The organism is Verrucomicrobiota bacterium, from assembly GCA_016200005.1.
GTDB lineage: Bacteria > Verrucomicrobiota > Verrucomicrobiia > Limisphaerales > PALSA-1396 > PALSA-1396.
Genome location: JACQFP010000018.1, coordinates 30,411 through 54,661 on the forward strand (window position 1 = coordinate 30,411; position 24,251 = coordinate 54,661).

Annotated in this window: 22 protein-coding genes; 15 read left to right on the forward strand and 7 right to left on the reverse strand. The window is 58.5% G+C overall.

The window, feature by feature from the left end:
* Positions 1 to 2 precede the first annotated feature (2 nt).
* From HY298_05680 to HY298_05720, 9 genes are all read left to right on the forward strand, one after another.
* Positions 3 to 1,271, forward strand: coding sequence for a hypothetical protein (locus tag HY298_05680; protein ID MBI3849766.1), 1,269 nt, complete (start codon positions 3 to 5; stop codon positions 1,269 to 1,271).
* Positions 1,268 to 1,645 (forward strand): hypothetical protein, encoded by a 378-nt coding sequence (locus HY298_05685; protein MBI3849767.1) that lies wholly within the window; start codon positions 1,268 to 1,270, stop codon positions 1,643 to 1,645. Before HY298_05680 ends, HY298_05685 begins: the two co-directional genes overlap by 4 nt.
* An 18-nt stretch (positions 1,646 to 1,663) precedes the next feature.
* Complete coding sequence (locus tag HY298_05690) at positions 1,664 to 3,133, forward strand: cbb3-type cytochrome c oxidase subunit I (GenBank protein ID MBI3849768.1); 1,470 nt, start codon at positions 1,664 to 1,666, stop codon at positions 3,131 to 3,133.
* A gap of 401 nt (positions 3,134 to 3,534) precedes the next feature.
* Positions 3,535 to 4,125, forward strand: a complete 591-nt coding sequence (locus HY298_05695) for a cbb3-type cytochrome c oxidase subunit II (GenBank protein MBI3849769.1) — start codon at positions 3,535 to 3,537, stop codon at positions 4,123 to 4,125.
* On the forward strand, positions 4,122 to 4,739 hold the full coding sequence (locus HY298_05700) for a cytochrome c (GenBank protein MBI3849770.1): 618 nt from the start codon (positions 4,122 to 4,124) through the stop codon (positions 4,737 to 4,739). The genes HY298_05695 and HY298_05700 overlap by 4 nt, the downstream gene beginning before the upstream one ends.
* Positions 4,740 to 4,946: 207 nt before the next feature.
* Complete coding sequence (locus HY298_05705; GenBank protein ID MBI3849771.1) at positions 4,947 to 5,087, forward strand: hypothetical protein; 141 nt, start codon at positions 4,947 to 4,949, stop codon at positions 5,085 to 5,087.
* 55 nt (positions 5,088 to 5,142) lie between these two features.
* Positions 5,143 to 5,415, forward strand: coding sequence for a hypothetical protein (locus HY298_05710; GenBank protein MBI3849772.1), 273 nt, complete (start codon positions 5,143 to 5,145; stop codon positions 5,413 to 5,415).
* Between the two features lie 109 nt (positions 5,416 to 5,524).
* The gene (locus HY298_05715) at positions 5,525 to 5,905 is read left to right on the forward strand and encodes a hypothetical protein (GenBank protein ID MBI3849773.1); all 381 of its coding nucleotides are present in this window, start codon (positions 5,525 to 5,527) and stop codon (positions 5,903 to 5,905) included.
* 332 nt (positions 5,906 to 6,237) lie between these two features.
* Complete coding sequence (locus HY298_05720; protein MBI3849774.1) at positions 6,238 to 6,993, forward strand: DUF1080 domain-containing protein; 756 nt, start codon at positions 6,238 to 6,240, stop codon at positions 6,991 to 6,993.
* A 22-nt stretch (positions 6,994 to 7,015) separates the two neighbouring features.
* On the opposite strand, the gene HY298_05725 is transcribed toward HY298_05720, so the two are convergent.
* From HY298_05725 to HY298_05735, 3 genes are all read right to left on the reverse strand, one after another.
* Positions 7,016 to 8,326, reverse strand: a complete 1,311-nt coding sequence (locus HY298_05725) for a Gfo/Idh/MocA family oxidoreductase (protein MBI3849775.1) — start codon at positions 8,324 to 8,326, stop codon at positions 7,016 to 7,018.
* Between the two features lie 108 nt (positions 8,327 to 8,434).
* Positions 8,435 to 9,505 carry a tRNA epoxyqueuosine(34) reductase QueG gene (gene queG, locus HY298_05730; protein ID MBI3849776.1) on the reverse strand — a complete coding sequence of 357 codons (1,071 nt, stop codon included), beginning with the start codon at positions 9,503 to 9,505 and terminating at the stop codon, positions 8,435 to 8,437.
* Positions 9,502 to 10,041 carry a shikimate kinase gene (locus HY298_05735; GenBank protein MBI3849777.1) on the reverse strand — a complete coding sequence of 180 codons (540 nt, stop codon included), beginning with the start codon at positions 10,039 to 10,041 and terminating at the stop codon, positions 9,502 to 9,504. Before HY298_05735 ends, queG begins: the two co-directional genes overlap by 4 nt.
* Before the next feature lie 293 nt (positions 10,042 to 10,334).
* On the opposite strand from HY298_05735, the gene HY298_05740 reads away from it, so the two are divergent.
* A complete protein-coding gene (locus tag HY298_05740) occupies positions 10,335 to 11,666 on the forward strand; it encodes a sulfatase-like hydrolase/transferase (GenBank protein MBI3849778.1) in 1,332 nt (443 codons plus the stop codon).
* Here HY298_05740 and HY298_05745 read toward each other — a convergent pair.
* Positions 11,642 to 12,502, reverse strand: coding sequence for a histone deacetylase (locus HY298_05745; protein MBI3849779.1), 861 nt, complete (start codon positions 12,500 to 12,502; stop codon positions 11,642 to 11,644). The genes HY298_05740 and HY298_05745 overlap by 25 nt on opposite strands.
* 143 nt (positions 12,503 to 12,645) lie before the next feature.
* Here HY298_05745 and HY298_05750 point away from each other — a divergent pair, with 143 nt between their 5' ends.
* Positions 12,646 to 13,701 (forward strand): hypothetical protein, encoded by a 1,056-nt coding sequence (locus HY298_05750; protein MBI3849780.1) that lies wholly within the window; start codon positions 12,646 to 12,648, stop codon positions 13,699 to 13,701.
* An 18-nt stretch (positions 13,702 to 13,719) separates the two neighbouring features.
* On the opposite strand, the gene HY298_05755 is transcribed toward HY298_05750, so the two are convergent.
* Both HY298_05755 and HY298_05760 read right to left on the reverse strand, forming a co-directional pair.
* Positions 13,720 to 16,764 carry a PQQ-dependent sugar dehydrogenase gene (locus HY298_05755; protein ID MBI3849781.1) on the reverse strand — a complete coding sequence of 1,015 codons (3,045 nt, stop codon included), beginning with the start codon at positions 16,762 to 16,764 and terminating at the stop codon, positions 13,720 to 13,722.
* On the reverse strand, positions 16,761 to 18,062 hold the full coding sequence (locus HY298_05760; protein MBI3849782.1) for a hypothetical protein: 1,302 nt from the start codon (positions 18,060 to 18,062) through the stop codon (positions 16,761 to 16,763). Before HY298_05760 ends, HY298_05755 begins: the two co-directional genes overlap by 4 nt.
* Positions 18,063 to 18,205: 143 nt before the next feature.
* Here HY298_05760 and HY298_05765 point away from each other — a divergent pair, with 143 nt between their 5' ends.
* On the forward strand, positions 18,206 to 18,736 hold the full coding sequence (locus HY298_05765) for a hypothetical protein (protein ID MBI3849783.1): 531 nt from the start codon (positions 18,206 to 18,208) through the stop codon (positions 18,734 to 18,736).
* Here HY298_05765 and HY298_05770 read toward each other — a convergent pair.
* The gene (locus HY298_05770) at positions 18,722 to 18,925 is read right to left on the reverse strand and encodes a hypothetical protein (GenBank protein ID MBI3849784.1); all 204 of its coding nucleotides are present in this window, start codon (positions 18,923 to 18,925) and stop codon (positions 18,722 to 18,724) included. The genes HY298_05765 and HY298_05770 overlap by 15 nt on opposite strands.
* A 453-nt stretch (positions 18,926 to 19,378) precedes the next feature.
* On the opposite strand from HY298_05770, the gene HY298_05775 reads away from it, so the two are divergent.
* From HY298_05775 to HY298_05785, 3 genes are all read left to right on the forward strand, one after another.
* Positions 19,379 to 21,547: an alpha amylase C-terminal domain-containing protein gene (locus tag HY298_05775; GenBank protein MBI3849785.1), complete on the forward strand. Its 2,169-nt coding sequence runs from the start codon at positions 19,379 to 19,381 to the stop codon at positions 21,545 to 21,547.
* A gap of 244 nt (positions 21,548 to 21,791) precedes the next feature.
* Positions 21,792 to 22,478 (forward strand): response regulator transcription factor, encoded by a 687-nt coding sequence (locus tag HY298_05780; protein MBI3849786.1) that lies wholly within the window; start codon positions 21,792 to 21,794, stop codon positions 22,476 to 22,478.
* A 195-nt stretch (positions 22,479 to 22,673) separates the two neighbouring features.
* Positions 22,674 to 24,251, forward strand: a 1,578-nt coding sequence (locus HY298_05785; protein ID MBI3849787.1) for an HYR domain-containing protein, incomplete at its 3' end; no start/stop codon positions are given.

A 24,251-nucleotide genomic window follows, 5' to 3' on the forward strand; every position in this document is an offset into this window, starting at 1 on the left:
TTATGAGCAGAAACCCTGAAACTGGCGCTCCGTTCAACTTGTCCAAATGGCGCAGTGTGCCCAACCGGATGATTCTCGTCGGCGGCGTGATCGCGTTGCTCGGCTGGATCCTTGACGCCCGGCAATTTGGTTTTTCCTGGCTGCTGGCTTACATGTTCTGCCTAAGTTTTGGTTTGGGTGGTTTGTTTCTGGTGTTGGTCCATCATTTGTTCGATGCCAGTTGGTCGGTGCCCATCCGGCGCTTTTGCGAACATCTCGCGGGCTTGTTGTTCCCTTGGATGGCGATCTTGTTCATCCCGCTCGCGGTGCTGGCGCCCAAGATTTATCCGTGGATGCAACTGCTTGCCAGGCACACCCCTGATCACGCGCTGCGCTCGAAGGAAGCTTTTCTCAACCTGCCGATGTTCTATCTGGTGGTGGTGTTCTGCTTCGTTGTCTGGAAGGTGCTCACGTCTGGCCTGCTTAAATGGTCGCTAAAGCAGGACGAAACCGGCTCGGCGGAATGCACCAACAAAATGCGGTTGTATTCGTATTGGGGGATTTTCGCGTTCGCGATCACCTTGACGCTGATGGCGATCATGCTGGTGAAGGCGCTCGAGCACGAATGGTTTTCCACGATGTATGGCGTCTATTATTTCGCCGACAGCGTTTGGGCGACGTTGGCGGTGGTTTATGTCATCACGGCGATTCTGCAGCGCAACGGTCAGCTCAGGGACGTCGTGCATGCGGACACTTTTTATTACATCGGCTCGCTGTTGTTTGCGTTCACGGTGTTTTATGCCTACATCCACTTCGCGCAATACTTCATCATCTGGAACGCCAACATGCCGGAGGAAACTTTCCACTATGTCCTGCGCGAGGCGGGCATCTGGTGGTGGGTCGGCCAGATCATCATCTTCGGTCATTTCTTTGTTCCGTTCCTGCTGTTGCTGCGCATCGACGTGAAACTGAAATTCTGGTTCATGATTCCCCTGGGCACGTGGGTGTTGTTGATGCGCTTCTTCGATCAATGGTTCAACACCGGCGCGGTCGTTCACCCGGAGGGCTTCCTCATCAATCATGCGGTTCAATGGTCTTCGCTCGCTTGGGATTTGCTTCTGGACGCAGGTTGTATCGCATTCATCAGTGGGGTGTTGATCAAGGTGTTCCTGAATTCGTTCCACGCGCATCCGCCCTATCCGCTGCGCGACCCGCGGATGGCCGAATCGCTCGGCGTCTATGTGCCGCCCGCCGCCGGGAGCCGCGCGGCTTCTCACGGAGGTGCCAAATGAACGCGGATCGTGGCGGGAATCAATTGACGTGGGTGGCGTATATCGTCGCCGCGCTCGGCACGCTGTTCATCGTCGCCGGGTTGGTCGGGGTGATGATTCATTACACCCGGCCAGCGCCGCTGAATACGGCGCGCATCGCTGAGCGCCACGAGACCCTGAAGAAACTTCGGGCCGAAGAAGCGAAGACGCTGACCGAATACGACTGGCAGGATCAAGTCAAAGGCGTCGTGCGACTGCCGATCACGAACGCGATGGAACTCATCGTCCGCGAATATCAGAATCCTGCCGCGGCTCGCTCGAATTTGATCGCGCGCGTGGAAAAGGCGACGGCAGCTCCGCCCAAAGCGCCGGAGAAACCGAGTCCGTTTGAATAAGTCTGTCGGTTTGTTTTGATGAATGCGCCCGCTTCCCAATCGCAGTCCAGTCCCATTGAAGACGCCGGCGCTTTGGCGGCTTCGCCCGCGGAGAGCGACGCCTCGTGCCGGTATCCGGTACTGTATTTGATGGCCAAGGCAGCGGGTTGGCTGGTGCTCAGTTCGATTTTCTCGCTCCTCGACTCACTCAAGTTCCACTCGCCGAACATTCTTGCAGACTGTTCCTGGTTGACCTACGGCCGCGTGCAACCGGCGCAAGTCAACATGCTCATTTATGGCTTTGCGATCCAGGCCGGCGTTGGTGTTGCCCTGTGGTTGATCGCCCGGTTGGGCCGCACGACGCTGCTCCAGCCGGGATTCATCACCGTCAGCGCCGCAGTTTGGAACCTGGGCGTCGCCATTGGGGTCCTCGGCATTCTCGCGGGCGACAGCACGGGCTTTGAATGGCTGGAGATGCCGCGCTACGCTTCGCCGATCTTACTGCTGGCGTATGCGCTGATGAGTATCTGGGCGTTGATGACTTTCCAACAACGACGGGAACACCGGCTCTACGTCTCGCAATGGTTTTTGCTCGCGGCGCTGTTCTGGTTTCCGTGGATTTATTCGACGGCGAATCTGCTGCTCGTCGTCGCGCCGGTGCGCGGCACGCTGCAGGCCGCTATCAATTGGTGGTATGTCAACAACCTCAGCTCCATCTGGCTGGGCTTCGTCGGTTTGGCGGCCATCTTCTATTTCATTCCCAAGCTCATCAACCGTCCGTTGCACAGTAATTCTCAGGCCCGGTTCGCCTTCTGGCTGCTGGTCTTGTTCGGTGGTTGGGGCGGCTTTCCGGACGGCGCGCCGCTGCCGGCATGGATGCCGAGCCTTAGCACGGTTCTGGGCGCGATGACGATCCTGTCGTTGATTGCGCTGGCGATCAACTTGCACCTTACGCTGAAAGGCCAATACTCAAAGGTGCAACAGAGCGCGCCGCTCAAATTCATCCTGTTCGGTTTGGCGGCGTTCATGCTGGGCAGTTTGTCCAACATCGCCAGTTCGCTGCACCCCATCAGCGAGATCATCCGCTTTACCTGGTTCACGGCAGCACAAAAGCAACTCGTGCTCTACGGCTTCTTCGCGATGACGATGTTCGGTGCTTTCTATTACATCATTCCCCGTTTGATGCAAAGCGATCGGCTGTCGGCAAGGTTGATCAAGTGGCATTTCTGGTGCGCCGCGGCGGGGACAGTGCTTTACGTCCTGCCTTTGAGTGCGGGCGGCGTCGTGGAAGGATTTCGATTGAACGATGCAAACGTGGGATTTGCCGACGTCTTGAAATCGACGTTGATGTTTTTGCGGATTAGCACCATAGGCGACGTTTCGATGTTGATTGGTAACTGCTGCCTGTTGGCGAACCTGAGCCTGCTGTTTTATCGCTGCTGCCGGTCCTGCTGCATTCCCGCGATCAAATCCCTCACCAAGACTGAAGTCATGGAGGTGACGTCGTGAATCGTGGCGCGCTGATTTTTCTGGGCGTTTTTTTCGCACTGGCCGCGTCGTGGTTCGGACTGGTGCTCATGCCGCAGTTGGAGATCGGCGGCCAACAACCGGAAAAGGCCGACCTGCTGGCCAAACTTGAATCACGGGAGAATTGGAAATTACTGCAACTCGGCCAGCCTGTGAAAGCGGAAGGCTATGGCGCCATCTATCCCTCCCTTCCCGCCGGGATGGCGCGACAAGGGGCGGAGGTTTATCGCGCCAACGGTTGCGCAACCTGCCACACGCGACAGTTGCGTCAGACGGGTGTGACGTTCGATGTGGTGCTCAATAAGCCCGGCACCAACCTGACTGAAGTCATCAACGCTGTGCGTAAGATCAAACCCGAACTCGGCGATGCGGATGCCAAGAAGCTGGTGGAAACAATTCCCCAGCCAATCCTTCAGGGAGTCGCGCAGAACGCAGCCGACGCGGCGGCCAAAGCCCTGAACGAAGCGGGTGCCCAGGCCGAGGTCAAACTGGTTCCACTGGGGCCGGACATCGCGCGCAATTGGGGACCGCGCCGCACCGTCGCGCAGGATTATTTGTACGATTATCCGGTGCTGCTCGGCTCGCAACGCATCGGTCCGGACCTCATCAACGTCGGCCTGCGGCTGCCCTCGGAGGAGTGGCATCTGTCGCATCTTTACAACCCACGAATGCTCGTGCCCAACTCCACCATGCCGCCGTATCGTTTCCTGTTTGAGAAGCGCAAAATCGGTCGGCAAGCCTCACCGGAAGCGTTGAAGTTGTCCGGCAAGTTTGCGCCGCCGTCGGGGTACGAAGTTGTGCCGACCACAAAGGCGAAAACCTTGGTCGCCTTTCTGCTGAACCAGCGGATTGAAGCATCGCTGTTCGAAGCGCCGTTTCCGCAATCGGCGGCCAATCCCGTCGCCGACGCGTCAACGAACGCGCCCGCGACCAACGTGCCCGCCGGCGCCACGACGAATTCTCCTGCGAAATGAATTCAGAAAAACCATTGCTTCAAGCTGCTGACGAAGCCGAGCCGACAGCCGGCACCGCCGCCACGCCGGTATTTCTTTTCGTGCTGCTGCTGCTCTTGACCTACTGGGGCATGTATTACCTTGACCAACACAGCGGCGGATTTCAGGCGCTCGCCTACGAGCCGTATAGCGGTCTTGATGAACTTCGCGCTTTGGAGCCGAAACCAACCAGTGGATTTGATCCACGTTATGGCAAGGCTGTTTACGAAAGAACTTGCGGCGTGTGTCATCAGCCAACCGGCCTGGGGGCCGCGGGGCAGTTTCCGCCATTGGCCAGCTCCGAGTGGGTCAACGAACCCGATCCAGCCCGGCTGATTCGGATTGCGTTGGATGGCGCGCAAGGACCGATCACCGTCAATGGTCAGGAATGGAACCTGATCATGTCGGTCAACGGCAAGCAATTGGGCTTGTCGGACCAGGACCTGGCCGCCGTGCTGAGTTACGTCCGCCAGGCTTGGGGGAATAAGGCCCCGCCCGTGACGGCAGAACAAGTAAAGGCCATTCGACCACAAACCGAAGGCAGGTCTGTGCAGTGGACCGCAACCGAATTGCTGGCCGTTCCGGTGAAGAAGTAATTGCCCGGCTTGCTTTGGCATTTTGGAGGTGTTGCTGGTTATGAGTCCCAAGGACGGTGTGGTTGCGCAAGACCATGTGGAATTCAGTGGCGTCACGGACACCAGGCCCGGCGCGCTCCAATAGGTCAGAACTTGCGGCAAGGCTTGCTATGAGGCAGGTTAAGAGCGGCTGGTGGTTGCGGACACTGCTGCAACAATGAGAATCGCATGGCTTCAACCGTGGTTTCACCGTCGGCAGGAGCGCAGAACGACTACGCTAGCGGCGGCAATGAGCCGATGGCCCTTTACTCGACGGCATCGACCACGGGCGAGTTGCACGCTGCCTGCGCCGAACTCGGCCCGTCCTGATCAGCAGGACATTCCCATTCGGCGAAGGACATTTTCGCTGGGACATCATCTCGATGTGAGTCGGGCCACGCAGTACCTCCAGCACCAATTGGATTGCGATGGCTGGCATGTGGCTTGTCGTCATGACCATCAAGTGGTCGTTCAATTGACGCGCGGAGGAGTCGCCACCTACAGCGTTTCCTACGAGTGCTCTCCTGCGGTCGAGAAGGCGGTCTATCATGGCAGCCGAGCCTGGGCGCTGATCATCATTCCATTGCACGGGCAACACAATCTTCCGGCGCGCAAAGTAACGGAGATCAAGACCGGACTGGCTGAACTGCACGGCTGACTTTAATCCGAAACCGCGTGACGTCGGACGCGATCCGAATCCCGCCTTTCGGCAACAACCTGCTGAAGCGTTTGACAGCCCTATGATTCCGGGGTCTAATATAAATAGCGTGAACTTTATAAAACACTTATTCAGTCACCACCCGCATCCGGATCAGGAAACACCCTCCAAGTCCAATTGGCCCGGGCAGTCCGGCAAGGAGTATGAATTCGAGATCTATCCGCTCGACACCACCTTCAAACCGTTGCCTGGCATTTACATTTATGCCGAACAGTTGGCGGACGGTGGTTGGGCGCCGATCTACATTTCTCAAACCCGGGGTCTGCATCAGCGGCTTGAGGGTCACGTGAGCCGGGAGGATGCCATTGCCAAGGGTGCGACGCATCTCCATGCCCATTATTGTACCGCGGGGCAAGGCGCTCGTTGCACGGAGGAACAGGATCTAATTCACCGCTGGCAGCCCGTGTGCAATGATGTGTTCCAAAGCTGACTTGGCGCTGGTTCTGCGACTCAGATCCCGACCTCCTCGGTGAGCGAGGCCAATAGCCTTGCTCGGGATGGCAGTTCGACTCGGCGGTCGCCAACCAGTTCCTCGGATGGGCCGCACTCGCCGCCTTCTTCACGTTCCCCGTTTCAAGTGTTGCGTCGGCAACTGTTTGAAATACTCTGCCCTGCAAGGCAGACGTTCGACAAGAAGCTAACGCACTACAAAAAACGAATCGACACCTCACTCGCAAAGTTTGTCTTCATCCCCACCACCCTCACCCGGATGAACTCTCGCTTGACGCCGGGTGTGCCGGGCGGCTTAATATCCCAATCATTATGAAGACCTGCCTGCTCATAATCCTCTGTATCGCGGTGGAGTTCTCAGCTTCCGCGCAGACCAACGAAACGGGTTTTGTGTCGATCTTCGACGGCAAGTCGCTCACCGGCTGGCATGTCAGCGCGAAGACGGGGCACAGTCGCGCGAGCAAGAACCTATCGGGCGGCAGGTGGGTGGTCGAGGACGGCGCCATCGTCGGCTCGCAGGATATTCCGGCCAACGGCGGCCTCGTCATCACGGACAAGAAGTATTCGGACTTCGAGGTGAAGCTGGAGATGAAGAATGACTTCGGGCCGGACAGCGGTTTGTTTCTGCGCAGCACCGAGGATGGCAAGGCGTGGCAGGCGATGATCGATTACCATGCGGGCGGCAACCTGATGGGCATCTACGGTGAAGGGCTCGGCGGCAAACCGCATTTGCGCAATTACAGTTTCACTGACAAGGTCACAGTGATTGACCCGAAGCGGACCGGGGAGCCGCCCACGCCGCTCCCGGTGCTGCCCGAGGCCTGGCCATACTTTTGGCGGCACGGACAATGGAACGAACTTCGCGCCCGCATCGTCGGCAATCCCCCGCACATCACGACCTGGATCAACGGCGTGAAGTTCATGGAATGGCAGGAGACCGTAGTCCGACATCCCAATGAAGGAGGGATCGCCCTGCAAGTGCACGGCGGCGGGGACTACACCAAGCAGTTCGTACGTTACCGCAACATTCAGGTGAAGGAATTGAAGAGCGGCGAGAAGCAGCAATGAGAAGGCGCGCCCGCGCGCGCCGTCAGACTTTCGGCAGTTGCCAGGGGTCGCGGCGCTTCCGGTCGAGCATCACGTTCGCCGTCTCGTCGCCGATGAACTGCTCCTTCACCGGATCCCACTTCAGTTTGCGTCCGACCTTGAGGGCGATGTTGGCGAGGTGACAGACCGTGGACACGCGGTGGCCAATCTCGACCGGGAAATAGGGATCTTTGCGGCTCCTGACGCATTGCAGGAAGTCGTCGTGCTCGCCTTTCGGATTGGTGTAAAGGTGGAGTTCGTTCGGGCCGATCTTCGATTCGAGGATCGCCTTGGAACTGGCCTGGACCGGCCCGCGCCAGCCGGTGTTGCCGACCCAACCTTCGGTGCCAATGAACTTGATGCTGGGGTTGCCAGGTTTGCAGGTCATCACGACGCCATTGGCGTAACGATAGGTGACATCGTAGTCCTTGACGGTGTTGTAGAGGCCGCCTTCCCAATGCGTGCCGGTGCCTTCGACCTCCACCGGCCCGCTGTGCTCAGTGTCGTTGGCCCATTGCGCGGTGTCGAACAGGTGCGCGCCCCAGTCGCAAATGATTCCCCCGGAATAATCCCAGATCCAGCGGAAGTTGAAGTGGACGCGGTCGCGCGTGTAGGGGGCAAACGGCGCCGGGCCGAGCCACATTTCATAATCCAGTCTGGCCGGCACCGGCTGGGGCGTCGCGTCGCCCGGCACGGTGGGCTGTTTGGGCAGGATCACCTCGATGCGCTGGAGCTTGCCGATGCGACCGTTGCGGACCAGTTCGGCCAGGCGATGATATTCCACGACGGACCGATCCTCGGTGCTGGTTTGGAACACCTTCTTGTGTTTGCGGACTGCCTCCGCGAGCACCCGGCCCTCATGAATCGTCAGCGTGGGTTTCTCGCATTGCACATCCTTGCCCGCCTGGATGGCGAACAGGCTGATGAGCGTGTGCCAATGGTCCGGCGTGGAGATCATGACCGCATCAATGTCCTTGCGGGCGAGCACTTCGCGAAAATCCTTCGTCGCGAAACAATCCTCGTTCTGGTAATGCTCGTTCACGGTCTCCCGGGCGCTCATCAGATGGCCATGGTCCACATCACATACCGCGACCACCTGGGCGTCTTTGTGCTGGAGGTAGGGCTTGAGGTTCCAACCCATGCCGTGGCCGCCGGTGCCGATGAAGCCGACCGTGATGCGGTTGCTGGGCGCAGTCTGGCCATCGGCGCCCAGGACCGAGGAGGGCACTATCTGCGGGGCGACGGCGGCAAGGCAGGCCGTGGTGGCCGTGCGCCGGATGAAAGTGCGGCGGGAGAAACGACGAGTGTTTTTCATACTTGGTGGAGTGGTGGTTTGCGATTTGTCCGCGGCTTCATTGCATGGTGTGTTGATGCTCGGCCAGCCTTGCATTATCGGCGGCCGGATTCACGCATAATTTTGCCGTCATCGGCTTCCAGCTTGAGGGGATGCGGCAACTCTTCCGTGAATTTGTTCGATGGCCCACTGCGCGTGTTCGGCGATCAATGGTTCGGCGTCGTTGCCGGCGCGAGTCAGCGCGGGCAGGGTGTCGGTGTCGCCGACGTTGCCCAAGGCCACACAGACGTTGCGCAAGAAACCTCGGCGTTTGGTGCGCAGTATCGGCGTGCCGGCGAAGCGTCGCTTGAATTTGGCGTCGTCGAGCGCGAGCAGTTCCACCAGGTCGGGAGTGGCGAGATCAGGCCGCGCGTGCTGCTGCATGAGTTTCCCTTCCCGGGCAAACCGATTCCACGGACAGACGGCGAGGCAATCGTCGCAGCCGTAAATGCGGTTGCCAATGGCGGCGCGAAACTCGATCGGGATCGGGCCTTTCAACTCAATCGTGAGATAGGAAATGCAACGACGAGCGTCGAGTTGGAATGGCGCGGTGATGGCTTGTGTGGGACACGCGGCGATGCACCGCGCGCAGTTGCCGCAACGATTTTTCTCCGGCGCGTCCGGTTCCAGTTCGAGCGTCGTGATGATCTCGGCGAGAAAAATCCAGTTGCCGAGCTGACGGCTAATAAGATTCGTGTGCTTGCCGATGAAGCCGAGACCGGCCCGCTCGGCCAGGTCGCGTTCCAGCAATGGGCCCGTATCCACATACCACAACGAACGCGTGCCTTTGCCGCCGAGTTGATTCACAAAGGCGGACAATTGTTTCAACCGTTCACCGAGCACTTCATGGTAATCGGTGAAGCGAGCGTAACGGGCGATGAGGCCGGCTGGTTGAGAGTTGAGAGTTGAAGGTTGAAAGTTGGCCGTATCGTTGTTGTTATCATAACTCACAGCGAGTGTGATGATGCTCTTGGCGTTCGCCAGGACGCGTTGAGGGTCGATTCGTTTGTGGGCGTTGCGTTGGAGGTAGGCCATTTCACCGTGATGCTGCGCGGCCAGCCATTGTTTGAACTTCGGCGCGTTAGGTGGCGGAGTCGCGGTGGTGAAACGGCAGGCGTCGAACTCCAGTTCGCGGGCGCGTTGTTGAATGACGGATTTCACCGCGAGTCGGAACGTGCGAGGTTGAACTGGTGGATGACTTGATGCGCGACTTCGTTGAGCGAGCGCGTCGCGGTGTTCAATAACACGTCGGCCTGGCGATAATACGGCTGGCGGTCGAGCAACAGTTGGCGGATTTCTGCGAGCGGATCAGGCTTGTTCAGCAACGGTCGATGAGTCTGGTGGCGCACGCGCTCCCAGATTTTTTCCGGCGTCGCCCAGAGACAGACGACCAGCGCGTGGCTTTTAAGACTGGCCAGATTCTCGTCGCTGGCCACGAGCCCACCGCCGGTGGCGATGACGGTGTTTTTGCGAACGGCCAGTTCCTCGGTCACGCGTCGCTCCAGGGCGCGAAATGCCGCCTCGCCATCCTGTGCAAAAATATTGCGGATGGATTTGCCGGCGCGCGCTTCGATGACCTCATCGGTATCGAGGAACGTAAAACGCAACTGATCGGCGACGAGCCGGCCGACCGAGGATTTGCCCGTGCCCATGAAACCGACGAGGGCGAGGTTGCGTATTTGACGAGCGGCGTTCACGGCTTTGAAGTAACGGATAATCGCCCTGTTGGCACGCAGTTTCTCAATGATCGGCGGTATCGTGCGGATTTTACGGTTGAACAGCAGGCGTCGAAATTCGGAAGCGCTTTGTACAACCTTTTGTCTCATATGAGACAAAAGGTTGTACGGCCGTCAAGCGATGTGGAAAGACGCTCGACTCCCATTCTGCGGGCCGGCTTGCGCGCATCCATTCCGGAGTGGTTGAATCATTTTGTTGCTTGGAAAGATTCTGGCGGCAGGTATCCTCATCACTACGCAACTTGAAGTGTCCCTTGCCAAAGCGTTCGTGCGGAATTGTGCTGGCGGCTGGCTGGCTGTCGCTGACCGCCGCCGTTTCAATTTCGGCGACTGCAGCAATGCCCGGTCGGCGACCGCCCAACATCATTGTCATCCTCGCCGACGATCTGGGCGCGGAGTGTCTTTCGTGTTACGGCAGCACTTCCTACAAAACGCCGAATCTCGACGCGCTGGCCAGCGGCGGCATCCGGTTTCTGAACTGCTACGCGACGCCGCTGTGTTCGCCGTCGCGTGTTGAACTCATGACCGGTCGTTATGGATTCCGCACCGGCTGGACGAACATGATTGAGCGCGGCGAGGGCGCGGTGAATGAGTTCTTTGATCCCAGCCAGGAACGCACTTTTGGTCACGTGTTAAAAGCTGCCGGTTACACAACGGCCCTGGCGGGCAAATGGCAGCTCGCCCAGTTTCAGAAACACCCCCGGCACGTCAACGAGAGCGGCTTCGACGAGTATTGTTGCTGGACCTGGCTTTACGACGGCAAACGCACAGACCGATACTGGAAGCCGTCAGTCTGGCAGGATGGGAAATTGCGCGACGACGTGAGTGACAAGTATGGGGAAGACATCTTCTGCGATTTCCTCATTGACTTCATTGAGCGCAATCAGACGAAGCCATTTTTCGCTTATTACCCGATGGTGCTGGTGCACGAACCGTTTCAACCGACACCTGACGAAAAGAAAAACGGCGTCAATCAAACTGAAAAAAAGAGATCCGACGTTTCACACTTTCCCGCGATGGTGGCCTACATGGACAAAACCGTCGGGCGACTCCTGGCCACGTTGGATCGACTTGGCTTGCGTGAGAACACGCTTATCCTGTTCACGGGTGACAATGGCACGCCGCCGCCTGTCACTTCACGGATCGGTGCGACGATCATCCGCGGCGGGAAAGGGACGGTGACGCATCTTGGTGCGCATGTGCCGTTGATCGCGAGTTGGAAGGGAACGATTCCGGCCGGGCGCGTTGTGGAAGACCTGATTGATTTCAGCGACGTCCTGCCAACATTGGCCGAAGTTGCCGGCGCTCAGTTGCCGCGCGACGTGAGGATTGATGGCCATAGTTTCGCGGCGCGATTACGCGGGAAGCGCGCCCGGCCTCGTGAATGGGTTTACGTGCAACTGGGCGGCAAGAGTTTTGTGCGGGATCAACGCTGGCTGCTGCACAATGATGGGCGCTTTTACGACATCCAGAACGATCCATTCGAACAAGTTGATCTCGGCCTGCAACCCAAGAACAGAAAGGCAGTCGCGCGGCTGAAACAAATCAGCGACTCCGTGGCTCAGCCGGCCAATCCCTTCAAATAAGCGAAGATCAGTTCCGGCAATTCATCACTGTAACCGCCTTCCAAAACACTGAAGGCCGGCATGCCGAGCTTGCGAATGGATTCGCCAAGCCAGAAGTAATCCTCCGCTTCCAGTGTCTCCTGGGCGATGGGGTCGTTGCGATATGCATCGAACCCGGCGGACACGGCGACGAGATCGGGTTTGAATTTCTTCAGTTCTTCGAGGGCTTGTGACAACGACTTGCGGTATTGTTCGCGCGGCGTGTTGGGCGCGACGGGATAATTAAAACAATTCTTTCCAACTTTCTTCGTCCCCGTGCCCGGATAACACGGATGTTGATGAATTGAAAAGAATGCGGCCCCGGGTTGATCGAGCAGGATGGCTTCCGTGCCGTTGCCGTGATGAACGTCGAAATCGTAGACGGCCGCTTTCTTCGTGCCGGTGGCAAGCGCCTCAAGAACAGAAATGGCGACGGAGTTCAGATAACAAAAACCCATGGCGCGGTCGCGCGTGGCGTGATGACCCGGCGGACGCAACAAACTGAGGACGGTTTCGCCCTTGCGCGCCGCTTTGAGCGCCTCCAGCGCACCTCCCACGGCCAACCGCGCGTAATCCGCAATGTTGGGAAGGAACGGAGTGTCGGTATCGAAATCCTGTGGCTGCTTGAGTCGGGCGATGAATTGCGGAGAATGAGCGCGCTGGATGGCGGCTTCATCCACCAGCGCAGGCTTGTCCCAAGTAAGTTTCAATTCGGTTTGGGTGCGCAGCTTTTCCAAAGTCCGCGTGATGCGCGCCGGGCGTTCGGGATGGCCGGGTGAAAAATAACCCGTGCAATGTTCATCGGTGATGATCTTCATGGACATGATTTACCACGAAGCGACATGGATGGACACGAAGAAACACGCCCGTTCTCATCGCGCCTGGCTTTAGCAGTGGAAATTGGCTTTTGCCTTTTGAATTCGCCGCCCTAAAATGGAGTCAACCTAACGGCGTTCAAATTATGAAACGAATCTTCGTGCGCGTCCTTTCGCTGGTTGCCTACCTGTACATTGCCGGTCTCGCCTTCGCCTGGGATTACGAAGGTCATCGGATGGTGAATGAATTGGCGCTGGCCTCGTTGCCGGGAGACTTTCCCGCGTTTGTGAAGACGGAGGTGGCACAGGAACGCATTGCCTTTCTATCGGGCGAACCAGACCGGTGGCGCAACACAACCGATCTGCCGTTGAAACATTTCAATGGGCCGGACCACTTTCTCGACCTCGAAGAACTGGCGGACTACAAACTGGAACCGGGTTCGCTGAGTCATTTCAGGTACGAATTCGCGGCACAACTGGCCGTGGCGCGCGCGCTTCATCCGACGAACTTTCCGCCGATTGATCCGGCCAGGAACGAGGATCACACGCGCGAACTGATTGGTTTTCTGCCGTGGACGATCACAGAGTATTACGCGAAATTGAAGTCGGCATTCTCGTATCTCAAGACCTTCGAGGAACTGGGCACGCCGGAGGAAATCATCAACGCCCAGCAGAACATCATCTACCTCATGGGCGTGATGGGTCACTTCGTGGGGGACGGGTCGCAGCCTTTGCACACGACGAAAAATTACAACGGTTGGGTGGAAGCAAATCCCCACGGTTTCACAACCAGCAAGTCATTTCACGCCTGGATTGACGGCGGCTTCATTCAAAAGGCCGGTTTGGATATGCGGAGGATGAATGCGCAGTTGCGTCCGGCGCGAATGCTTTGGCCTGGTGACCCTAAGGCCAAACACGACGATGTGTTTCCGCTTGTGATGACCTATCTGCTGGCTCAATACAAACTCGTGGAGCCGCTGTATCAACTTGAAAAGGAGGGGAAACTTTCCGGCGAAGGCGAGGCCGGACAAGGCGGGCGTGAATTCATTTCCCGGCAAATCGTTGTCGGCGGGCAGATGTTGGGCGACCTGTGGTATTCAGCATGGGAACAGGCGATGCCCGATGGGTATCTCAAGACGCAGTTAAATAAGCGCAAACTGGCCAATGAAGCAAAACCGCCATCGGGAAAAGAGAAGAATTGAAGGTGGCGGGTTGAAGGTTCATTTTGTTGACGGAATTGCGGCTGCACCAGAACCGAACGCGACATGATTCGAACTGCCGTCGGATATCACATAAGCCAGCAAGTCGAGAATTTGAGTTTCCTGGAGCGTATTCAGAATCCCGGCGGGCATGTTCGAAACCTTCGACAACTCACGTCGGCGAATATCGGTTTTGCGGATCGTGATGGCATCCTCGCCCTGTGGAGTAGCCGGGCGGCCAACCCCAGGCGTGGTGCTGGCTGATACTCCACGGGGCAAGGTCGCCGTCTGGGGAAGAACCACCACCACCTGGTCGTCCTCGCGCACGATTCGACCGTTGCTGATCTCGCCGGATTTCGTTTCGATCTCAGTCGCCGCATATCCTTCCACAATGACCTTTGAGGGGAGCACAATTGATTCAAGCAGGTCATGCAATGACAGTCGTTGGCCTGCACCGGTCAAGTCAGGCCCGACGCTGCCAACATCGCCGGCGAACCGATGGCACTGGCCGCAACCCGCCAGCTTGAAGGCAGCTTTGCCCGAGTCGAAGGAGCGTCCCTGTTTGGCCTGCTCAAGCTTTGGCAGGAGGTCGTCCATCGTCCAATCGCGCACAAATTGTTGCGCGGACTTCATGGCACGAATCCATTCGCGAAACAGCGCGACGGCCTGCTCGTCCACTGTCGCGATGACGACTGGTGGCATCTGGCCACGTCCACGCCGCGACAGCCGCTGCAACAGAATGGAACGATCTGGATCGCCGGGCGCAACCAGCATCGCGTTGTTGATGCCGAAGGTGTCGTGTTGCGGTCGCGCGCCAATCACATTCATGTCGTCCGCTTTGGTGCTAAAACTAAGAATCATTTTCGAGTTGCCGCCCCCGGTTCCGACATGACACACCGAACAGTTCGCGTGGAGATATGAGCGGGCGCGGGCTTCGAGGGATTGGGTTACGTCGTAAGGATTGACCAATTCCAAGTGGGCCTCTCCCCCTTCCGTGCCACCCTCCTCTCCCCTTACCTTTGCGGAGAGGGAGGAGTCGGAGGGGGGAGAGGGCGAATAAGCTACCGTCAGTCCAGTCAGGGACTTGGGAAGCGAATTGGTGAACAGGCCGAGGTGGCGCAAGGTGCGCAACTGATTGTCTTTGACGCCGCCGTAATCATGCACTCTGTTCATCTGCTGTTCCGTCAGACCGAGGACGAAGTTGGCCGCGCGACTGTGGCAGGCGCTGCATTCCGCACGACCCGGATAATGCCAGACTTGTCGGCGGACACCGCCCGGTGCGCGAGGGTCCTGGATCACGAATTCTTTCTGCCCGCCGGTTTTCTGAACCAGCGTCGCGTCGGATTGCGCGTCGTCCCAGCGATAAGAGTAACCAACCCACTGACCGGATTGACGGGTGAGCAGCCGCGTCTCGAGGCGCTGGCGGGACGCCGCGTGGCCAGCCTCGCGCTCCAGCGAAAGTGTTTGCACGAGCACCGCGCCGTTGGTCAGATTCCAACTGCCGGTGGAGCTGTAATCCAGACGAGTGTCGTCGGGCAACGCGATGAATCGTTCAGCCGAGGCACCATCCGCCCACGCCGGCGCATTCACCGAGTACGGAATCACCCCGGGCTGCACCTGGTGGGCGCGAGTGGAAGCGAACAAACCGGTTTCGCTCAGGCGCGTCGGGAATGTGGGCATCGCGCTTTGTTTGGGCGATCGAACCAGACGACAAATGTTGCCTGCGTGGTCGGCGATCAACAGTTGGCCGCGTTGATCGACGACGAAAGCCGTGATTTGCAGTTCGGTGTCCGCCAACTCATGGTGCCAGGTCACGCGTTTCCCGTCGTGGCGCATGCCCCAGATTTTGCCGGTCGAGTAATCACCGTAAACGTAAACGCCGTCGAGGTCTGGAAACTCGGCGCCGCGGTAGACGACGCCCCCCGTCAGCGAGCGCGCTTCCGAATGGCTGTGCTCGATGGTGGGCAGAACGACCGGCGTCGGACCGAGCCTGCGGTTAAGGTAGAAAGGATGACTGCCTTCATAGACGCTCCATCCATAATTCTCACCGCGACCCACCAGATGGGCCGTTTCCCAAAGGTCCTGCCCGTTGTTGCCCACCCAGATTTGACCGGACTTGGGATCGACGGTCAGTCGCCAGGGATTGCGCAGACCGTAGGCCCATTTTTCTGGTCGGGCGTCTTTACGTCCAACGAAGGGATTGTCCTTCGGCACGGCGTAAGGCTGCGTGGCGTCCGCGCGATCGACATCGATGCGCAAAATACCGCCGTTAAGCCCGCTGAGGTCCTGGCCGGTCACCCAATCATCCGAATCACTGGAGCCGTCGCCGCTGGAAATGTAAAGCAACCCATCGTTCCCAAACACAAGGCCACCGCCGTCGTGGCCCTGGGAATGCCACTCGATGATGGGATGCGCTGATTCGGGATCACAGCGAAATGGGGGATGACGCGCTACGAAGTAGCGCGAAATGCGGTTCGTGCGTTGCTGCTCGGACGTGGTGCCATTGCTAAACACAAAGATGTAGCCGTTGGTGTGATAGCCCGGATGAAACGCCAAGCTGTAAACGAGGCGGTTACTTAGCGCCAGGAACGTTTCCACCTGCGCCGTGTTTGGGTCATCATGCAGCTGGAGGATTCGCGACGGTTTGTTCGTCTCCCCGCCTTGCAAGATGACGAACAACCGGTCCGTTCCCGGTTCCGCAGTGATGAAAATTGGCAGCTTCCATTCGAGGTTCGTGAAAGTCCTTTCGACGGTGTACCGCAACGGTGGATCAGGTGAGCCGACCAAACGGGAGGTGGTCCAGGGAATCCGGCGTTCGATGCCGAAAGGGGGTTCATCGGCTGCGTGGAGGACATTGAGGGTCACGATTGCCAAGGTCGCGACGAAGCAGACCATCATCAGGCTCGCCCTTCGCGTGCGCCGACGCCTGGCCGGTCCCAAGAGAGGAACGATCCGCCGTTCTTTGCTCCACTTTTGGGAGGGGTAGGGGATGGGTCGGTCGAGCGCGGGTTCATGGCTTGGGCGGCCGCGCAAGATTCCTTTTCTGGCTTTCCAATTCGTTTTCATTGTTCAGACCAGGGTCGCATCGGCGGTGGCGGCGGCGGTGCTGACCAGCGCCAGATGGGTTGATATTTCAGCATCAGATATGGAGTTTCAATGCGCCGCTGGTTTTCTTTGAGCGAAACCAGCAGGGCGTCCAAGGTGCCGCTGGTCAAAAGAGTTCGTTCGATGTTCCACGTCGGTTTGCCCGTCAACATCATCTGTTCGATGCCGTGCAGCAGCAAGGCGAAGTGCATCGCCGGCCGGCCTTCCTGCGTCCAGAACTGCGAGGACTCGAGGCGATCCTCGTCAGCGTAGCGCCATGCGGCAGTCCATCCGGTCGCGGCACCGCTCAACTCCAAGAGATGTGCGCGCAAGCCGTCCGCGTATTCCACGCGAAACAATTTCGGTTCGCGGACGACTTCGCGGAGCGGACGGGCGTGGTTTTCCGGTTGTGACTGTCGCCGCCACGCGGCCTCGAACAATTGAACGTCGAACGCCTTTTCGTCAAACGCGCGCCACACCGCTTCCCCGGAAAAACTCTGCACGGCTTGAATGCCGGTCTCGCCCCCTTGACGTTGCTCTGCCAGGGCCTGAACGAATTCCAGAGTGTGAAAGCCGTAGGCATCCGTCGTGGGCAGGCTGATGGCGACGATCTCGCGGATGCGCGCGCTGCGTTTGACGTCAGCGGGCGGATGCCGCCACGTGCCGGGCAATGACGACCCCGCCATCAGGGGAACGTTCAACTCCTGCGCCGTGTCGTAAATGTATCTGGCGTCCGCCCAATTGTCGGAAAGATGCTTGTCGATAAAGACCGGCACGACGCGGCCACTGGCTCGAAAGACTTTCAACACTTCCTCCCAGAACCGCCGTTTGGGATATTGCGTATTGCCGGTGGGCGATTTGGGATAATCCCCGTGTTCGGCGATGAGCAACACACCGTCCACGGCCAGCCGACCGGTGCCAAGGGTGAGCGCATCTTCAATCGTCTGGCTGAGCCGAAACCGATGGGATGCGGCGAGCAATCGGCTGATGTCGTCGGCCGGTCGCTGGTCTGTGTAAAGCGAAACGAGCTTGAGCGGAGAGTCCTTGCCCTTGCCGTCGAGCGTGTCGGTCTGAAGCAGGCGGCTGACGATCACGTCAGCGTGCGCGTTATGCCGATAAACGGTAACGATGGCGGCGACGTTTTTGGTGGGAGCTGGGTTGATCGGCCCGCCCGCGCGCGCGCGGACAGTCGCGTTTACACACGTGCAAACGAGAACGAGCCGGGGCAGCCGGATCGACCAACGCCAGCAGAGCCGCAGTAGCCGTTGGTCAGTTATCATCTTCGGTTGAATTTACATTCGATAACCGAACTCGAACCGCTGAGTAAATAAAAATTGCGGAACGCGAAAGCGGACTGCCTGCCAACCGGCGGGCATCCCGATGCCGTGCTGACTCTCACCTCTCAGTGAAATCGCGTGATCCGATGGCGCTCCTTGCGCTTTTTCCGATGGAGATAAGTGTCAATGACCAGGAGGACAAAAATGAAAACACCAGCAAGACAGAGCACGATAATGACAGGCTTGTCGTGCCACACTTCGCTCACAAACTTGAAGAAGTCCAAATTCATGGTTTCTCAACTTACACCATTTCATCCGAAACCAAAATCGCCGTCGCGCTCGAGTTATATTGGGGTTTGGGGAGGCTCCCGCGTTTGGGATACTTCTACAAATCGATTTCAGGCGCCACCGCAATTCTCGTCCGGTGCCATCTCGACGGCAGCCTGCGGATCAACTCCACCCGTTCGATCGAATCTGGCGATGGCTGTCGCGCCGGGATCATCTTGTTTTTGAACTTGTACTCCCCTGCGGCCGATGCGTCGAGGCCACTGCGCCCGCCTGCGGCTGCGAAGCGCGACCACGGAGTCGGCCTGGTCGCTGATCAACAGACCCAGAGGCGGGACAGACTCGACTCCGTGAAGCCCACTCGTCAGAGCGACCAGTTAATGAGCCCGTGAAATACCGCTGCCCGCCCCGAAGCTGAACGGGTTGTCGGAAAACGCCGAAGCGTTTGAACCTCGGCCGGACATCGTTTGACTCTCATTTCCCATTCCACCCGCCGCGCGGTGGTCGGGAGTTGCACAACCAACCAGCAAAGTCGCGGCTCCGATCAAAGCCAATAGTTCTTTTACGATTTGGATTTTCATTCAGTTCCTTTTGCTAAACGATTTGGTCCCGTCGGTTTCATTGCAACCCTCTTCGTTGGCTTCCCCAGCCTATCTTGGAGGCTGCGCTATCCCGGAAAGTTTGCACGCTGTCACCAATTCCCAGGTTTGGTCGGTTGCGCTTCGTGTAGAAAAGCGGCGCTGGAAGAACACCGGCCGAGATGGAAGCGCTGGGAACGGAACCCGAAATCCGAAGTTCGACTTCCGGGATGCCAAAGAAATCCGAAGCCCGAACGCTCCTGATCCAGCGGTTGGCTTTGGAGCCATTGCTCCGCCCTGCTGCACGAGCGTATTTGGGCCATCGGATATCGGCCTGCTTCGGTGTTTCGAGAATTCGAAATCAAGCTCATTGCACCGTCGCCTGCCCGCTTGCGAACCGCCGCAATCGGAGTAATGGTATCCAGCTAAACCGGGACGACCGTCGTTCCGGGTCGAATGCCTGTCGAACTCCTAACTGACGCCGGCCAGTGCGCGCCGGCGTGCTACCCGCAACGCGTGGGCGCCATGGCCACGCAGCGCGCGGCGCCGCCCGTTCGTAAATTCTCGCGACACCAGTTCTGGTTGATCCGGTTGGCGCTCATCGGTTTGTTCGCATGGGATCCGGCGTTGGGCCTCGCGCAGTCCAGCAGACCGGGTATGGGTTCAATTCCCTACGCTGATGCGGCGGGGACTGGCGTCACGTTTCGGGTCTGGGCACCACACGCCGCATCCGTAAACGTGCCGGGCACTTTTAATGGCTGGAGCACGACTGCGAATCCGCTGGTGCAAGAAGGCTTGTCAGGGCTCTGGTCCGCGGACATTCCCGCCGCGAGAGCCGGTCACGAATACAAATACTTCATCAATGGAAGCTATTGGTGGAAGGATCCGCGTAGCCGCAAGGTGACTTACAGCGGCTACGATTCCCCCGGCGCCAACTCGATCATCTACGATCCTGGTGCGTTCGATTGGATGGGCGATGCGCGTCTCGCCGTCAACGCGCCCAATTTGGTCATCTACGAGATGCATGTCGGGACATTCCATGATCCGACCCCTGCCTCCGGCGGGCCGGGCAAGTTTATGGATGCGATTGCGAAACTCGATCACTTGTCAGCGCTCGGTGTGAATGCGGTCGAGTTGCTGCCGATTGCGGAATTTCCCGGCGACAACAGTTGGGGATACAATCCGGCGGACCTCTATGCCGTTGAAAATAGCGGCTACGGCGGGCCGGACGGGTTGAAGTCATTCGTGCGCGCCGCGCACGGGCGCGGCATTCGCGTTCTGTTGGATGTGGTCCACAACCATTGGGGCCCGACGGATTTCGAGCTGTTTGGTTTCGACACGGGATCAGCGAACCGCTTCTACGTTTATACCAACTCAGGCATCTGCTGCACAGCGTGGGGCAACCGTCCCAATTATGCCAACGAAGGAGTTCGGTCGTTCATCATTGATAACATCCGCATGTGGCAGGACGAGTATCACGTGGATGGCTTCCGCTGGGATGCGGTGGGCGCGATGCGACATTACGATCCGGGTTATGTGTCCATTCCCGAAGCGGACACGCTGATCCAATACATCAACTCGGCCGTCATTGACAGCAACTCCATCAGCATTGCCGAAGACGACTCGTCTGGCATGGATTTTGACGCGCAGTGGAACACAGGTTTCGGGGACACGTTGATCGCTCAAGTGACCAAAACGAGCGACGCGGACAGGGACATGAATGTGTTGTCGGCCGTGATGAGCGGGGCTGGTTTTGCGCGGGTGCTCTATTCTGAGAGTCACGATTTGGTCGGCGACCTCAACGGTCCGGCGAATCAGCGTTTGCCCAAGCGAATCGATCCAGCGACACCCGACAGCTATTGGGCGCGCAAACGTTCCATGCTGGCGGCGGCAACGGTGCTGACGACACCTGGTATTCCCATGTTGTTCATGGGGCAGGAATTGTTGGAGGTGAACCAATTTGGAACCGGGAACCCGCTCCAATGGTCGCGCACCAACACGTATGCGGGAGTGCTGGAATTTTATCGCGACCTGATTCAACTTCGGCGCAACCTGGACGGCGTCAGCCTTGGCCTGACCGGGCCGAACCTGACCTGGCACGTGGTCCGCGATGACACAACATACAAACTGCTCGCCTTCCATCGCTGGGGCGCCGGCCCGAATGACCAGGTGATGGTCGTGCTCAACTTTGCCAACACCGTAATCCCGAGTTATTGGATTTCCGGCTGGCCGGCCGACGGGGTGTGGTACGCCAATCTCAATTCTGATTCGACCCGGTACGGTTCTGACTTTGGCAACCTGGGCAGCGCCCGCGTCACGGTGTCCGGTGGCAGCGGTGAAATCGCCATCGGCCCGTACAGCGTCTTGATCCTGTCACGACAGGACCTGGCCGCCGCGGTGAACTCACAACTCGAGTTCACCAGCGTGCACAATGAAAATGGAAACCTGGTTCTGAACTGGACCGGTCCGACCCGCCTTTGGCAGATTATCCAACGCGCGGCGAGCCTTGCGGGACCGTGGAATGATATTTACACCAATGCACCGCCGACGCCGATCACCAACGTGTTCGTCGTGCCCGGTCCGATAGCCTCACCGGCTTACTTCAGAGTCAACGCGCGTCCGTGACGCTACGGTGGCTATCAGGTTTCAGGTCAAAAGCCGCTTACCAAAGCAACGGCACCCAACATGGTTTCTGCTTCTCTCATTTTGGTGTTCGCTTTGTTCGTGGTGTCCTCCAACGCCGCAACGAACCGAGCTGGCTTCCAACTTGCGTCGCGCGGAGGTTTGAGGTTAGATGACCGGCGTCCAGTGTGGGCAAGGCTGTGCGCGGCCCCAGTGGCACGTCGGACGGCAAACGGATCGGTGAGACATGGCGCATACGAAACAGACCGGGCCTAAGGACAGCAGGAAACGCATCCTGTTGGTGGACGACCACGCCGTCGTGCGTTTCGGCATCGCGCAATTGATCAACCGCCAGGGCGACCTTGTCGTTTGTGGCGAAGAGGAAGACGCCTCGAAAGCATTGAGCGCCATTGAACGGTTGAAGCCCGACCTAGTCATCGCTGACATTGCGCTCAAGGACAGCAGCGGCCTGGAATTGATGCGCAACATCAAGGCACAACATCCCGGTCTGCCGGTGCTCGTCGTCAGCGTTCACGATGAAGCCATCTACGCAGAAATCGCTTTCCGCGCCGGCGCCTTGGGTTATCTGATGAAAGAGGCGGTGCTGGAAAAAATACCCACCGCCATCCGCCGGGTATTGAGTGGAAACATTTACGTGAGTGACGCGCTCGGCGCCAAGATGCTGCAGCAACAGGTCCGCGGGCAGACCGACATTCACCAATCCCCGGTCAAGAGTCTGAGCGACCGCGAACTGGAAGTCTTCCAGTTGATCGGGCGATGGAAGAAGACCAAAGACATCGCCGCCGAACTCCATCTGAGCGTCAAGACCGTCGAGTATTACCGCGAGCAGATCAAACGCAAACTCGCCTTGAAGGATGCGGGTGCACTGACGCAATACGCCACGTCCTGGGTGCAGCGCGGCATTCCCTCCTGACCACGTCGGTCGCGACCCTGACCTCCCGCTCCATCGCCTGATCTTCCATGCTTCCCGGATACCCCAGGGGATTCCCTTGGACTGCATTCCGTTAGTTTTCCGGGGCATCATCGGTGCTATTCCCCGATTGTGAGGTGGGCCGGTGCGACTTACGGTGCATCAGTTGGAAGAAAACATGAGGACATTCTACCCATTATGAACGACAAGATTTGTTTGCACCGGAAAGCCAATTGTGCAGCGACGGTGTTGGCGTTACTCGCCTTGCTCTTTGTCAGCGGCGCAAGCCGCGGCTCAACACTCGTGTTGGAAGGTCAAAACAAAGGTAACGCCAGCAGTTGGTTCGCCGGCAACCTTCAGAACTGGCTGGAACTGGATTACATTCCGTGCCGCGTGCGCATCACGGGCGGCCCCGTCAACAGTCAAATGCTCACCATCTCGTTTCCTCACATTACCGGCACCACGCCCGGCTTCCAAAACCTCTACAACTTCACTGCCTCGCCCAACGTCGTTTTTGTCACGCCGCCGAAGCTCACTGCGCCTTTGGTTGGTGATTGGAGCTACAGCTTCACAGTCAGCGTCACGGATAACAAAACCGCCACGATCCAGTTTCTCGCACGGCTGGCAGCAGGCGCGCACCTCAACACCGGCAGTTCGCTGATGCTCCGGGGCGATCCGGAGTCCATGGGCAACCTCCAAATTCACAAGCCAGGCCCCGGACCGGGTCAGCCCGACCTCGCGATCGTTAAGACGGGACCCGCCACAGCTCCGCAAGGGGGAACTATCACTTACTCACTCGCCTACACCAATCAGGCGGCCACCAACTCCGCCGTCGGAACGCAGATCAGCGACATCCTGCCACCCGAAATCACCGTGGACGCCAACAGTCTCTCCGCCAATGCTCTGCTCATCGGCAACACCATCTTCTGGGACCTCACCAATGTCCTCGCTCACGCCAGCGGACAAGTAACCTTTCAAGCTGTCATCAATATCAACACCCCCGTCGGCCGTGTCGTCACTAATTATTCCCAGATTCTCAGTTCGGAAGACGACGCAAACTATGCCGATAACACTTCCACATGGCTCACAACGGTGACCCCTGGTTGTTCGGCGCCGGTGTTGACTTGCGCGAGCGACAAATCAATCGAGTGTGGCACCCCTTGGACGTTTGATGTTCCCGCGGCCAGCGATGCCGCCGCCTCCAACTCGCTGAGCGTCGTGAGCACCACAACTAACGCTCTTTGTGGTCAGACCTTCAGTGCGACCCGGACGTGGCAGGCGACGGATGCCTGCGGCAACACTGCCCAATGCAGTCAGACGGTGACCATTGTGGATACGACTCCGCCGACGTTTACATGTTCGACCAACAAAACTGTGCAGGCTGGTGCCACATGGACATTTGACGAGCCTGCAGCAATTCACGGTTGCGGCAGCAACGTGATCAGCATCGTCAGCACGGTGACCAACACCAGCGGTCATTGCGGCACGACCTTTGACGCGACCCGGACATGGCAGGCCACGGACGCCTGCGGCAACAATTCACAATGCAGCCAGAAGGTGACGATTGTCGATACGACGGCGCCGGTGATCGATTGCAGCGCCAGCCCCAACAAGACTGTGCAACAGGGGACGGCCTGGACCTTTGATCCGCCGACGGCGACCGACAACAGCGGCGGCAACGTGATCACGATCGTCAGCACGGTGACCAACACCAGCGGTCATTGCGGCACAACCTTTGACGCGACCCGGACATGGCAGGCGACGGATGCCTGCGGC